Source organism: Paenibacillus sp. MSJ-34 (assembly GCF_018918005.1).
Lineage (GTDB): Bacteria > Bacillota > Bacilli > Paenibacillales > Paenibacillaceae > MSJ-34.
In genome coordinates this window covers 47,128-60,870 of the sequence record NZ_JAHLPR010000035.1, presented here as the reverse complement: position 1 = coordinate 60,870, position 13,743 = coordinate 47,128, and the positions used below count along the sequence as shown (strand labels likewise).

Below are 13,743 nucleotides of genomic sequence, written 5' to 3'. Positions count from 1 at the left end.
ATTATGAAATGGTTTATTTACTTCATTCCGGAATTCATCATGCCGCGCACGTAATACTTTTGCAGAAACACGAATACGATCAAAATCGGCACCGTGCTGATGACAAGCGCCGCCATCACGAGCGGCTGCGTTAACGCAGGGTCCAGATGGCTTTTCAGCATTTGAACGCCGACCGGCAACGTCGCAAGGTCTTGATTAACCGAATACATAAGCAAGGACCAAATAAATTCGTTCCACGATCCGATAAATTCGAAGATCGCGAGCGTCGCCAGCGCCGGTCCCGTCATCGGCAGCACCAGTTGAAAGAAAATGCGCAGTTCCGACGCTCCGTCCAGCCTTGCCGCTTCGATATACGCGTCATTAATGCCCATAATGAATTGCCGCATCAGGAATATGCCGAACGCGCTCACCGCGAACGGCAAAATGAGCGCCAAAGGCGTGGCGGCCAGCCCGCCGTACCCGCCTTCGCCGAATAAATCATTGCCGCCCGCCAGCGGAAAATGCACCATAATATAAAAATTCGGAATTAAAAACAGAAAAGCGGGAAACATCATCGTCGATAAGACAAAGCGGAAAATCAAATTCCTGCCCTTGAATCTGAGCTTCGTCAGCGCGTAACCGCCCATGGCGCTCGTCAGCAGCACCAGCACGGTCGTCGAAACGGATTTGACGATGCTGTTCTTGAACAGCAGGCCGAGATTCAGCTTGTCGATCGCATTCGCATAATTATCCCATTGAAATTGTTCCGGCAGCAGCGTGTAATGAATGTTGTTGTACTCCGCCGCCCCTTTAAAGGAAGAGAAGAGCATATCGAGAAAAGGGAACACCATCACGATGCTTCCGACGATAATGAACGTGTACGAGAACCATGGAAAAGTTCGCGGTTTCATCAGTAGCTCTCCACTCCCCCCTGTTTGAAAAACGCTAGCTGAACCACCGTAATCGCAAATATGCAGACGAACAGGACGAACGCCATCGCGCTGGCCGTTCCCCAATTGCCGAAGGAGAAGGCTTGCAAATACATTTCGAGGCCGCCTACATTCGTCGCATTGCCGGGCCCTCCGTTCTTCGTCATCACCATCGTTAGCGTATAGGATTGCAATCCGCCGATAAACGACGTAATCAGAACGAACAAGATGGAAGGCTTAAGCAGCGGCAGCGTAATGCGGCGAAAGATCGGCCAGACTCCCGCTCCTTCCAATGTGGCCGCTTCGTAGAAATCGTCGGGTATCCCCTTCAGTCCGGCGGTCAGAATCAGCATGGAGCTGCCGATGCCGAGCCAGCCGCCCACGACGATAATCGAACCGAGCGCAATGTCGGGATTGTCGAGGAAATTGACTGTCGCAATGCCGAACCAGGATAAAATTTCGTTAATGAGGCCGTTCGTAGGATTGTACATATACAGCCAAATGTTCCCGATCGCAACGACCGTCGTCACCGTGGGCAAAAAATACAGGGTGCGCCAAAAGCCTTCGAAGCGCAGCCTCGTAATGGTATAAGAAACGAATAATGCGCAAAAAAACGAAATGGCCACCGTGCCGAATGCAAACAAAAACGTATTCGTTAAAATCGGGTGCAAAAAAGTCGAATCGCCTGTCAAAATATCCTTGTAGTTGTGCAAACCGACCCACTTCATTTCCGCCAAATCGAAGCCGCCCCACTTGTTGAAGCTCAAGTACAATGAAAATGCCAGCGGCAGCAGCAAAAAGATCGCGTAAAAAACGAGGATGGGAGACAAAAACGCATATCCGACAACGCCTTCCTTATTTCGCCTTTTGCTTGCCATGCCGTACCCCCCTCCCCGCGGCCGGACGGTTGATCGCCGTCGCCCGGCCGCATATGTCATTCGCCTAACTTCGCTTGAATGTCTCGGTTGGCATTTTCCGCTGCTTCTTCGTGCAATACTTTGCCTGCCCACATATTCTCGATTTCCCGATACAAAATGTTCTGGATCTCCGAGCCTGTCGGCGGATTTTGCTCATGCACCGCATAGTCGAGCGCATCGGTAAACACCTTCATGATCGGATCGGTTTTCAGCTTTTCCTGAATCGGAGCCGATTCCAAATCGCTTTTGCGCGTGGAGATCGAGTTGAAGGCGTCGAGCAAAAAGTTTCCTTCCGCCGTCATGCCGTCCTTAAACGCTTCCGTATTGAACCATTTCAGAAATTTCCAAGCTTCCTCCGGATGTTTCGACTTGCTATTGACGCCCCACGCCCACGTGTAGGCAAGAGAGCCTTGCGTCGCACCGTCGGGCGAAGGAAGCGGCGCCGCGCCCACATTGGCGAAGCTGTCCTTCATTAGCGTCTTTAACGATCCGGCCCACCAGCCCGCGCCTACGGTCATCGCCACTTGCTCGGTTCCGAACGCCTTCGTCGGATTGATGCCGATATCGGATATGCCGTTATTGCCGTATATTTTGGAGTATAATTCCAGCGTTTTTTTTGCAGCATCCGAGTTCGCCTGCGCCGTTGTCAAATCTTCGGAGAGCAGCGTTCCGCCCGCCGTCGCCATAAGGGCCATAAACGGTTGATCGACAATTCCCGCGTAACTCCGTTGGAAGCCGAATCCTTGAACCAGCGTTTTGCCGGATCCGTCCTTCCGGTTGATCTTCTCCGCCATAGCCAGAAGCTCATCCCATGTTGCAGGCGGATTATCGAATCCGGCTTCTTTCAACAGCTTCTTGTTGTAAAATAAACCGTATGTCTGCACTTCCGTCGGATAGCCGAACACTTTGCCGTTCAAGGAAGCGCCGCGGACGGCGGCGTCCGGATAATTCGCCTTGACATCCGCGACGACATCGTCGGGCGCGTCGGCGAGCACTTTATTTTTGATCAATTGCCCTCCCCACAGCGCGTAGACGTGAACGATGTCCGCCACTTGTCCGGCCGTTTGCTTGGACATGATCGTCGGCAGCAATTGTTCGAATTCCACCGGAGTCAGCTTTACTTGAATATCGGGGTTGGCCTTATTCCATTCGTCGATATAAGGCTTCAGTTTCTCCTCGTTCGATCCGGCATAATGCGAGAGCAGCGCAAGCGTAACTTTGCCCTTCTTGGCCCCCGTCTCCTTGTTGCCGCCGCAAGCGGCCGTGGCGATCATCAGTATAAGCGCCAGCACAGCGATAAACGTCTTTTTCATTGAGGCATTCCTCCGTTCCTCGATTAGGAAAATGAAAACGAGACGATCAAATCGGCTTCCATACAATATCGAAGCGACGGGTCGTACGAAAGCCGACCTTCTTGTAAAGGCGGCCGGCGGCGCTTTCTTCGCCGGTCCATAGAAACCAGGCGCCGTGCAAAGCTTGCGCCCGCATATTCGCCAAACAGTCGTACAGCAGAATTTTGCCGAGTCCTTTGCCTTGTTCTTGCGGATCGACGCCGAACGGCCCGAATCGTTCGCGGACCAATTCGTATCCCCCATGCATACAGAAGCCGACAAGCGTTTGTTGCCGCCTTGCGATCAAAATTTGTTCCAACGGCAAACCTTGCAAAATGCCTTCGCGAATCGCTCTCCCCCAATCCGGATTAAAGACGTCCGAGGCGAACCGGATCAATTCGTACAGGTCGCGGTCCTCCGCCTGCCGGAACGTATAGCCTTCCGCTATGCGAGTTCGCTTCAGTTCCGCCGCTTCGTCCGGAATTTCGAAATCCACGAGCGACATATCCATGGCGACGGCGGAATATTGCCGGGCAAATCCGTTCTTTTCCAAAAAAAGCTTGCCTTCGGGATAATGCTCGGCATCGATCCCGGGAACGACGTAATTGGGAGCGTAAGAGGAGAAGAATACTTTGGTTCGGCCGCATTCCCGTAAAAATTCAATAGCCTCCTGCAGCAGCCTGCCGGCAATCCCCTGTCTTTCGCGATGTTTCGCCGTGAAAAAGAACGGGATCCACCCGTGAGCCGGCTCGAGCTCCGTGCCGACCATCGGCAGCAATCGGCGGACGGCATAAAGGCAGCCGACCAGTTCCTCTCCCTCAAATGCAAGCCGCAGCCCTTGCGGATCGAAGTTCGGATCGAGCAGAACAAGGTTGCGGAATCTTCGGCGCGTCATCAAATCTTTCGTCAAACGCCGGTTCCATAAGGCGACAATCGCCGGCTCGTCGCCCGGTTGATACGTTCTAAAGCTTATTGCCTGCATGATGATTCCTCCTCGTAGTTACGCTTCCATCGCGGCTGCGATGGAGGCCGCCGCGTCGTGGAAATTTTGGCGAAGCTCGGCAATGGAGACATGCCTGCCGAAATGAACGCGGTTCGTTAACAATACGGCGGTAAACCGCTTGGCGGGATCGATCCATAGGCTCGTTCCCGTAAATCCGGTATGCCCGTAGCAGCTATCCGACATCGAACCGCCAGAGGCGTCCCACCGGTCGCCTTTGAGCACCCATCCGAGCCCGCGGTTGGCGCCCTCGATCGCTTGCGTCCACGATGCGGTTGCCAGCTTCACGGTTTCGCCCGAGAGAAGGCGCCCGCCTTCGCCTACTCCGCCGTTCAGCCACATGTCGGCATAGCGGCTCAGATCGAACGCCGTGGAGAACAGCCCGGCGTGCCCGCTGACGCCGCCGAGCGCCGCGGCATTGTCGTCGTGCACAACCCCTTGACGGTACGCGCCAGCCCGCTCGTCGAATTCGGTTGCGGCAACGTCTCCCCATCGCTCCGCCGCAGGGCAGTAGCAACTGTCCTTCATGCCGAGCGGTTCGAATATATACCGACTTGCCGCTTCCCGCAGCGGCAAGTCGAATAGGCGGGACGCGATTTCCCCGAGCAGAATGAAGCCGAGATCGCTGTAAATCATTGAGCGGTCAGGCTCTTCGTCCGGCGGCAAACCGCAAATATAAGCGATCGTTTCGTCCCGTGAAAGGCCGAGCGAATGGAGATCGCGGTGCGCTGGCAGTCCGGACGTATGGGTGAGCAGTTGCCGGATCGTAATTCGCCCTTTGCCGTGCGCCGCCAACTCGGGGATATAATCCGCCGCAGGTTGCTCCAGGCGGGCCATCCCCCGCTCGATCGCAATGAGAATAAGCGGCAGCGTCACGACGACTTTCGTTAATGAGGCGCAATCGTACAACGTATGATGCTGTGCGGGCACCGCCCCGGCTCCCGTCCGGGCATATCCGGCCGCGAATTCGACCCGGCCGCCGCGGCAGGATACCGCTGCGGTCGCGCCGGGAATGTGGCCGGATTCGATCGCCAGCTTGAGGACGTTCCATGCTTCCCGCAGCTTGCCAGAGTTCGTCGCTTTCGTCCCGTTTGCTTCGTATGGCGGATTCGTCATAGCATTCGATCCTTCCTTAATAGATAAGGAACGGTTTGCGCAGCTCGCTCCACCCGGCGCAATCCCGCTTCCAGCTTTCGACGATTTGCGCAAGTCCTGCTGCGGTATGCACTGTCGTGCGGACCGCATCGCTGCCTGACAATAAATCGATGAAGTATCGCGCGGCCGAGCGATCCGCCGGTTGGTTCGGCGCAAGCCATTCGAAACGATCTCCATGCAAATTGATCGTATGATGCAATAAGTGCAGCGCGGTAACGGCGGATTCATACGTTCCGGGATCGGTAACGAACGTCATCACTCCGTTGCACAGGTCTCCCTGATGTTTCGAGAACATCGGGGTGAACGTAACCGGGTGGAAACGTACGCCCGGCAACTCGAGCCCGTTCATCGTGCGGCATAGCTGCACGCTGTCCAGCCATGGCGCGCCGATCATCTCGAACGGCTTCGTCGTTCCGCGCCCTTCCGACAAATTCGTGCCTTCGAACAGGCAGTTGCCCGTATAGACCCGAACCGTCTCCATTGTCGGAATGTTGGGGGACGGCATCAGCCACGGAAGCCCCGTATCGGGATATTCCATATCCCGGTTCCAGTTTTGCAGCGGCACGATGTGCAAGTCGCAAGGAGTATCGGATTGACCGTTCACAAGCCGCGCGAATTCGCCAATCGTCAGCCCCGTGCTCGCCGGAATACGCCATGCGCCTACCATGGAACGGTATCCGTCCTCCAACAATCCTCCTTCGATGCGGTTGCCGCCGAGCGGATTGGGACGGTCAAGCACAATGAAGCTTTTGCCGTATTGCGCGCAGGCCTCCATCGTATAGACCAACGTCGAGAGATATGTATAGAAGCGGACGCCCAAGTCCTGTATATCGAATACGATGGCGTCGATATCCGCAAGCATCTCCTCCGTCGGTTTGCGATGTTTGCCGTACAGGCTGTACACCTTGATTCCGGTCTGCGGATCAATTTCGTCCTCGAACAACAAACCGGCCTGCCTCTCGCCGCGGATGCCGTGCTCGCAAGCGAACATCGCGGCAAATTCGGCTTGCTTCAAATGGGAACAAACGTCGATCGTCGACTCGAACCGGGAATTGAAACCCGTCGGACTGGTCAACAGCCCGAACCGCTTGCCTGCAAGCAGTTGTTCCCCGATATCTTGCCACTGATCCGCCCCGGTCAGAACGGTCCTTGTCACGGCGATCCCCTCCAAAATCGTAGTAGTCAAGCTATTTGTTTGCGCTTTCACCAAGATTATAATCGCTATAAAATAATATTTCAATAATTAATTTTGTTTTGAAATTTTATTTAATTATAAATATTTATTTTACAATTACTTATATTAGCGGGAACAGGCTATTATTACACGAAATTTTATTTCATAGATTTATTGAATATATAAAATTTTCATTTTACATCTTGGCGGAGTTTCGCGTATACTCAAGTCAACACATTGCGTTTACGGGGGGAAATCAATGCGGTATGTGATCGGAATCGACGGCGGAGGGACGAAAACGGAAGCCGTCATCATGAATTTGTCCGGAGAAATCGCCGGCAGCTTCGAAGTCGGCGCCACGAATCCGAACGCGGTTTCTTATGACGTTGCCAGAGACAATTTATATCGTCTGCTAGATTGCTGCTTCAACGACGCAGGCATGGCCGCGGCCGACTGTTTGGCGGTAAGTCTCGGCCTTTCCGGCGTCGACCGCGCGGAAGAACGGGAGAAGATAGCGGCAAGCTTGCGCGAATACGGCGATCGGCATGGATGCTCCTGCGACATCCTGATTCATAACGATGCGGAAATCGCGTTAATGGCCGCTTTGGGCCATGCTCGGGGAATTATTGCCATCAGCGGAACCGGCGCGATCGTCTTCGGCGTTGCACCGGACGGCATGCGCTACCGCACGGGCGGCTGGGGTCATATTCTCGGGGACCAGGGGAGCGGTTACGATATCGGCCTTTCCGTGCTGCAGGCGGTGATGCGAAGCTATGACGGCGTATGCCCCGAGACGGCGTTAACCGGACTCGTGCTCGAGAAGCACGGATTCTCCAGTCCGGAACAACTGCGCACCTATATTTACCAACCGCATATTCAAAAAGCGAATATCGCCGAATACGCCCATCTATGCATTCGAGCGGCAGAGACGATGCAGGACGCCGCCGCCCGGCAAATCGTCGAGAAGGCGGCCCGGGAATTGGCGGCGTTAACCAACGCTTTGCGCGGCAAGCATCCGTACTTCGCAGACGCTCCGGTCGCGGCGACGGGTTCGATTTTCAAGCATTCCGAACTGTTCCGCGACACATATCGGCGCTGCTTGAACGAATGGAACGAGCAGCGCCGGCTCGACCGCCGCACCGACGTCGCGATCTCCGAGCGCAAACCCGCGCACGGCGCCGCCTTGCTGGCCTTGCAAGCGGCCGCGCGCTAGGGCTGGCGGCGGTGACGCTTGGCTGGCCCCGCAGGCGGGCGAGCCCTAGGGCGGCAGGCGCCACCGCTTGGACGGCCCCGCAGGCGGGCGAGCCCTAGGGCGGCAGGCGCCACCGCTTGGACGGCCCCGCAGGCGGGCGAGCGCTAGGGCTGGCGGCGCCACCGCTTGGACGGTCCCGCAGGCGGGTGCGCGCTGGGGCGGCCGCTGTCGCTCTGCCGTCTTGCACGTTGGCCGCACGCTAATGCCAGCCAGTGCCGAACGAGGCATGTTGTACGGAATACAACATACTAGAGCGAACGGCGCCGGATCCGCCCTCTATGTTGTATAAAGTGCAGCATAACCACGAATTTTCCGCCATTTTCCCTAAACGAAGCTTATTATGCTGTATTTTGTGCAACATGATCGCCGATCCGTTCGAAAAGAGCAGCTTATGTTGTACAAAGTACAACATAAGCCACCGCAATCGCATAATTCGGCCCTGTTCGATTCGGCATGCAAGTCGTTTGTTTCGGCAAGCACCTATATTTCTATATCATTCCTTCTCCTCCTCGCTTCCATTCTCGCTCCACTTTGGCTTCATTGCTTCATCTTCACACCCTAATCGCCATTTCCCCTCTCCACTTCCGCTACTTTCATCACCCATTTTTTTACACTAACTTCAACTTCGCTTCATCTTCGGTTCTGTTTCGGCCCCTTTTCCGTTCCACTTCCGCTCCATTCCCTTTCTTATATCACTTCTTTTCTACTCCTTATCCACTTATTATCGCGCAAGCGTCAAAGTGCCCCCATCTTGAATTCAAGATGAGAGCTAAAATAAACTTCGACTATGATTTGAACACGCGGCAGGTCTGTGGAATGGAAGGCGACTATGACAAGAACCTCCAGCGCCCCCAGATATTTCAGATCCTCAAGTTGCGTCACCTGCTCGAGCAGGTCGCCAACTATGTTTCGGAAGACTTCCCCGGCTCGCGCAGCACCTGCAGCATCGTCTCGCCAGCATACAGGAAGTCATGATTCAACAGCTATTCAGCGCGTGCGATCGGTTATCGGCGACAGCAAACGTGTTCGTTTCGTACATCATCCAGTTCGCCAATGTTTGACGCGAGATCGCCAGTCCCATGTGGGCGAAATGCTCCTCTTGCCGGTAAAGCGGCTAGATAATCCTAACATAACGTAGATATAATGCCGGCTTAAAAACGACCGATCGCAACGAATACTGTTAACGCGAAGAAGACAAGATTCACGCCGATCTCCCGGTATTCCTTACGTCTAACATGGAACAAGGCGCCGAATAGAACGACTGCGGCAAGTCCGGTTGCGGCAATTGGCGTCAACACAGGCGCGATATTCACCGCTTGGGGCAGAATGATTCCGAGTGCCCCCAACAATTCCGCTAACCCGATAAAGACGACGAACGCTTTTGAAACATCTTTTACCCATCCCCAAGACTCCTTGGCTTTTTCATGCCGAAACGCCTTCATCCAACCTGAGTAGAGAAAACCTAGTGCTACAAGCCCTTGAACGATCCAAATTGCGATATTCATGAACGGTGCCAACCTCCTGACTGTTTTTTCGACATTCCCTAAAGGTATAATAGTCTGTAGCATTTGATTTAAGGAAGTAGGCACTTTATTTAAACCTGGTAAACAAAAAGTTACCTAACAGAGCAATGGGATGCAGGAGGTCTCAATGAAAGAATATTGTAAATTTGAATCGGCACTGGATATTCTAATTGGAAAATGGAAGCCTGTCATTCTGCTTCAGCTTATTTCAAACGGTACAATGAGATTCAACGAGCTTCAAAAGGCAATACCGAATATAAACAAAAGGATGCTCACCCAACAATTAAGAGAACTTGAGCATCACGATATCGTACATCGCGAGGTTTATAAACAAATCCCTCCGAAAGTAGAATATTCGATTTCGGATTACGGCAAAGGTTTAAGCACGGTGTTGCAGGCATTGAACGATTGGGGAGCGGCTCATGCGGAGCATATGAATGCGCTATACGGGGCAGATCGGCCGGCGCTCTCCAAGTCATCCGAGGAAAAATAAACTAATAGTCTAATTTCCTATAGACTGCCATTACAAAGTCGCCTATAATGTGAGTATACTGGTGTGAAGGAGCGTGAACGCTTGAGCAAGCCGATGCGAAAAGCAACGCTGAAAAAGCGGGAATTCGTGACCGAAATCGCTTTGAACCTGTTCATCGAGAAAGGTTATGAAAACGTATCCGTCGACGAAATCATCGCTGCCACGAACACATCAAAAGGTACATTTTACCACTATTTTGACAGCAAAGAAGACATATTGCGGGAGGTATTCCGTAAGCAGAATGCCGTAGTCGAAGCATGGCTGCATGAACCGCCGTCCAAAGTTCAGTCGCTGGAAAGCCATATTAACCGGCTATTCCTCAACTTGGCGCATAACATCGGCCAGTATCCGAAGTTAATTCGCAGCATGACGACGCTGACGTTGCAGCATCCTGAAAGCGATTCCGGCGAGCGGGATCCTTACCGCTACTTGTACAACAGCATTTTGCACTGGCTCCCCGATCCGCGCAAAGCCAATTTGCTCGTTGCCGCCTATGTGGGAACGCTAACGTTATGGTGTACCCGGAACGGCGCCGACTTAACGTCGCTGATCCGCGACAACTTGGCGATCGTTTGGGCAGGGCTAAGGTCGGAAGAACCGGTAGCGCCAATTTACATCGAGGAGAACGCGAAGGGAGATTGTAAAATGAAAGTTGCAATCATCGGCGGAGGATTGGCTGGATTAACGGCTGCCGCTTATTTATCAGACTGCGAGTCTATTGAAGGTGTATTATTCGAGCGCAGCCCTCATCTAGGCGGGCGCGCCTTTACTTACGAAAAATCCGGATTTACGTTAAACTACGGCGCCCATGCCATTTACGGCATCGACCGGCATACGATTTCCGCGCTGGAAAAGGAATTGGGCTTATCCTTCAGCAGCAAGCAAGTCGACAAACGGAAAGTCATGTATGCGAAAATGAACAAAATTACGCCGGCGCCGCTCGATTTCGTCAACATCATGAAGACCGAAATTTTAAATCCGATGGAAAAAATGCGTTTCGTCGGCGAAATTGCGGCGATTATCGGACATATCCATCAATTGAAAAATTACGAGACGCTCGGCGATTACTTGGCGGAATCGAATGCCAGCGAAGAAGTGAAGGAACTGTGGGAACATCTTGTTTGTTCGAATTTTTTCATTGCGCCGGAAGACGCCCGCAAAGTGCCGGGCCCGGTGATTAGCGAATACTACCATAACCTGTTTCTATCGCAGCGTCCCGTCAACTACATTCTCGGAAGCTGGGCCGTCATTACGAACCAGTTAAAGCAAAAAATCGAAAGCTCCGGGCGCTTCGAAATCGCCCTGCAGGAAAGCGTCGACAATATTCGCTACGAGAACAAGCAATATATTTTGAAGACGAAAAACCGGGAGCTTACATTCGATCGCGTCATCTTCGCCATGCCGGTGCAGCAAGTTACGAAATTGTTGAAAAACACGCCGTGGGAACCGTTCCTCGCGCCATACGAGAACAATACGGCAACCGAAGTCATGGTGTACGATATCGGGCTGTCGCGCGTCGTCGCCAAGCCGTTCCATTATATTAGCGACATGAACAACAAAATGTTCATCAGCGACGTGTCGGCTACCGACCATACGCTCGTTCCGGAAAACGGCCAATTGCTGCAAGGCATCGCGTATTTGAACGATAACTTCGAAGATGAGAACGAACGCAAAGCGTATTTGGAAGAAAAAGTCCAGTTGATGGAAAGTTTATTCGACCAGCATTATCCGGGCTGGCGCGAAGCGATCGCCGTCAAACGGATGTCGAAAAAGGCGATGGTTGCCAGCGTCAAAAATATCGCGACAAACCGGCTGCTGCCTACTCGTCTCGAGAGCGTTCCTTTCTACTTCTGCGGCGACGGCTGCAACGGGAAAGGCGAACTGGCCGAACGCGCGTTTTTCACCGCCCGCGAAGTCGGCCGGACGCTCGTCAAGGAAGCCGAGCAGATGAATCAAGAACCTGTACTATCGCGATAAAATGGATTCAAGAAGAGCCTTTCGGGGCTCTTCTTTTGCGTCGTCCGGGCAACAGTCCCACTGACCTTTCGAATCCTCCTTATGCCCCCTTCTGTCGATATCCCGGTCATTCAGAACGAGTCGGACGCGCGTAATCCGACGGCTTCGGCACGCTCCATCGCTGTATCTGCAAGTTCAAAATGAAGGTTTAAAGGTCCGGAGCATCCGTCTTCTGATCAAAGGGGATATCGACAAAAGGGAAGAATGAGAAGAATTTCTCGAAACCGTGGGCCAATCTTGCAAGCCTCGGTAGCCGCTTATTGGAAAACGTACAGTAGAAATTGGAAATCTGTTGCGTAAATCAAGCTTTGGTTGGAAAATATCCAATGAAATTCGCGCAGTTTTCCGATTTTCGCCTTTGTTCTATAGATTTCGTTGGATCATTTCCAATGAAAGGCGAATTCCTCGTCCCAAACGAAGAAAACATTGGATAAATTCCAACACAGGCACTATTTCATGACCGATTGAGATCGCTCAAAGAAACCAAGCGACCCCCTCGTTTTTCCCGAAGGGGCCGCATACCCGTTATTTCAAACTCTCCCAAGTTTTCTGGAATTCGTCCAGCATTTGATCTTTCGTTAGTTGTTTGCCGATATAGCCTTGCATAATATCCCCGAATTTTTTGCTCGACGCTTCGCCGCCCGGGAATTTGAACCAGTTCCAGGTCAACGTTTTATCCTCGGCCACATATTTCATAATATCCGCGGCGAGCGGCCCTACTACGTTCGCATCGACCGGAATCGATTTGAATGCCGGAATAAATTTGAATTCGTCGGTGATGAACTTTTTGCCGGTTTCGGATGTGACCATCCAGTTCAGGAACGCTTTCGCTTCTTCCTTGACCGGCGAATCTTTGTAAATGACCCAGTTGTTCGGCACGCCGACTTGAAGCTTATCGGAAGCCGCCGCATCGTCATTGATCGGCATCGGCAGGAAACCGATGTTAATATCCGGATTCGTGTTGGAGATTTGCACTTGCGTCCAGTTTCCTTGCTGCGTCATCGCCGTTTTGCCTGTGGCGAAATCGGTCACCTGCGTGTTGTAATCCGTTTGCAGCGGGTTTTTATTGCCGAATTTCAACGTCAAATCGAACAGCTTCACCCAATTTTCGAATACCGGATTGCCCGGAATTTTTTCCGTACCGTCATACAAGCCTTGTATAAATTTATCCGGGTCCGGCTGGTTGGAGAACGGAACGTTCACGAAATGGTTCCCGAGCACCCACCACTCGCCGTATCCGTTTTCGAACGGCGTAATTCCATTGTCCTGCAGCTTTTGCGCAACCGCTTCAAGCTCGCTGAACGTCTTCGGAAGCTCTGTAATGCCGGCTTTGGCGAATAAATCTTTATTGTAAATATAGCCGTATCCTTCCAAGCCGACAGGCATGCCGTACAGTTTGCCGTCCTTCGTCATGCCGTCTCCCGAGCCTTGCGCCAAGTCGCCGATCCACGGCTGGTCGGACAAATCTTCCAAATGCTCGAGCCACAAATCGAGATCGGAAAATCCTCCGTTATTGAAAATATCCGGCCGGTCCCCAGAGTTAAACTTCGCTTTCAACGCCGCGCCGTAATCCGCGCCTCCGCCGACCGTTTCGACTTCAATTTTGACGCCGGTTTCTTTCTCGTATTCGGCCACTAAGCGGGATAACTGTTCGGCAATTTCCACCTTGAATTGGAACATTCTAATTTTGACGTCTTTTTTCTCGCCGCCGCCTTCCGTCCCAACGGTTTCAGGTTCCTTGGCACCGCCGCCGGTCTCGGGCGCGCCTCCGTTGCTCGCGCCTTTGCCGCCGCAAGCCGCAAGCAAAGCAACCACCATCGTCAAAACGAGCAGCATCAACGATGTCTTTTTCACTGATGAAAACCTCCCTTTATTCTTGACTATATTATATCGTTAACCCCAAAACGACTGGAGGATTAACCCAAACCTTAATCT

The 13,743-nt window shown here is 52.8% G+C and carries 13 protein-coding genes; 4 read left to right on the top strand and 9 right to left on the bottom strand.

Annotated elements, in window-relative coordinates; genetic code table 11:
• Window positions 1-17: 17 nt before the first annotated feature.
• From KQI79_RS18065 to KQI79_RS18040, 6 genes are read right to left on the bottom strand one after another with little or no spacing between them, the layout of a single operon-like run.
• A complete protein-coding gene (locus KQI79_RS18065) occupies window positions 18-890 on the bottom strand; it encodes a carbohydrate ABC transporter permease (RefSeq protein WP_216539693.1) in 873 nt (290 codons plus the stop codon).
• Complete coding sequence (locus KQI79_RS18060; protein ID WP_216539692.1) at window positions 890-1,786, bottom strand: carbohydrate ABC transporter permease; 897 nt, start codon at window positions 1,784-1,786, stop codon at window positions 890-892. The genes KQI79_RS18065 and KQI79_RS18060 overlap by 1 nt, the downstream gene beginning before the upstream one ends.
• Window positions 1,787-1,842: 56 nt before the next feature.
• Window positions 1,843-3,138, bottom strand: coding sequence for an ABC transporter substrate-binding protein (locus tag KQI79_RS18055; RefSeq protein ID WP_216539691.1), 1,296 nt, complete (start codon window positions 3,136-3,138; stop codon window positions 1,843-1,845).
• Between the two features lie 46 nt (window positions 3,139-3,184).
• The gene (locus KQI79_RS18050) at window positions 3,185-4,138 is read right to left on the bottom strand and encodes a GNAT family N-acetyltransferase (protein ID WP_216539690.1); all 954 of its coding nucleotides are present in this window, start codon (window positions 4,136-4,138) and stop codon (window positions 3,185-3,187) included.
• An 18-nt stretch (window positions 4,139-4,156) separates the two neighbouring features.
• Window positions 4,157-5,272: a serine hydrolase domain-containing protein gene (locus KQI79_RS18045; protein WP_216539689.1), complete on the bottom strand. Its 1,116-nt coding sequence runs from the start codon at window positions 5,270-5,272 to the stop codon at window positions 4,157-4,159.
• A gap of 16 nt (window positions 5,273-5,288) precedes the next feature.
• A complete protein-coding gene (locus tag KQI79_RS18040; RefSeq protein WP_216539688.1) occupies window positions 5,289-6,467 on the bottom strand; it encodes an exo-beta-N-acetylmuramidase NamZ family protein in 1,179 nt (392 codons plus the stop codon).
• Window positions 6,468-6,744: 277 nt separating this feature from the next.
• Between KQI79_RS18040 and KQI79_RS18035 the strand changes: the two genes are divergently transcribed.
• Both KQI79_RS18035 and KQI79_RS18030 read left to right on the top strand, forming a co-directional pair.
• Window positions 6,745-7,698, top strand: coding sequence for an N-acetylglucosamine kinase (locus tag KQI79_RS18035; RefSeq protein ID WP_216539687.1), 954 nt, complete (start codon window positions 6,745-6,747; stop codon window positions 7,696-7,698).
• 855 nt (window positions 7,699-8,553) lie between these two features.
• Window positions 8,554-8,712 carry a hypothetical protein gene (locus KQI79_RS18030; protein ID WP_216539686.1) on the top strand — a complete coding sequence of 53 codons (159 nt, stop codon included), beginning with the start codon at window positions 8,554-8,556 and terminating at the stop codon, window positions 8,710-8,712.
• A gap of 1 nt (window position 8,713) precedes the next feature.
• Here KQI79_RS18030 and KQI79_RS18025 read toward each other — a convergent pair whose 3' ends face one another.
• Together KQI79_RS18025 and KQI79_RS18020 are read right to left on the bottom strand one after the other, a co-directional pair.
• Window positions 8,714-8,818 (bottom strand): IS66 family transposase, encoded by a 105-nt coding sequence (locus KQI79_RS18025; protein WP_253298242.1) that lies wholly within the window; start codon window positions 8,816-8,818, stop codon window positions 8,714-8,716.
• A 70-nt stretch (window positions 8,819-8,888) separates the two neighbouring features.
• The gene (locus KQI79_RS18020) at window positions 8,889-9,242 is read right to left on the bottom strand and encodes a DoxX family protein (RefSeq protein WP_216539685.1); all 354 of its coding nucleotides are present in this window, start codon (window positions 9,240-9,242) and stop codon (window positions 8,889-8,891) included.
• A 145-nt stretch (window positions 9,243-9,387) separates the two neighbouring features.
• Here KQI79_RS18020 and KQI79_RS18015 point away from each other — a divergent pair, with 145 nt between their 5' ends.
• On the top strand, window positions 9,388-9,753 hold the full coding sequence (locus tag KQI79_RS18015) for a winged helix-turn-helix transcriptional regulator (protein WP_216539684.1): 366 nt from the start codon (window positions 9,388-9,390) through the stop codon (window positions 9,751-9,753).
• Window positions 9,754-9,834: 81 nt separating this feature from the next.
• The gene (locus KQI79_RS18010; protein ID WP_253298241.1) at window positions 9,835-11,769 is read left to right on the top strand and encodes an FAD-dependent oxidoreductase; all 1,935 of its coding nucleotides are present in this window, start codon (window positions 9,835-9,837) and stop codon (window positions 11,767-11,769) included.
• Window positions 11,770-12,333: 564 nt separating this feature from the next.
• Here the strand turns inward: KQI79_RS18010 and KQI79_RS18005 are convergent.
• Window positions 12,334-13,644, bottom strand: a complete 1,311-nt coding sequence (locus KQI79_RS18005; protein ID WP_216539708.1) for an ABC transporter substrate-binding protein — start codon at window positions 13,642-13,644, stop codon at window positions 12,334-12,336.
• Window positions 13,645-13,743: the final 99 nt, after the last annotated feature.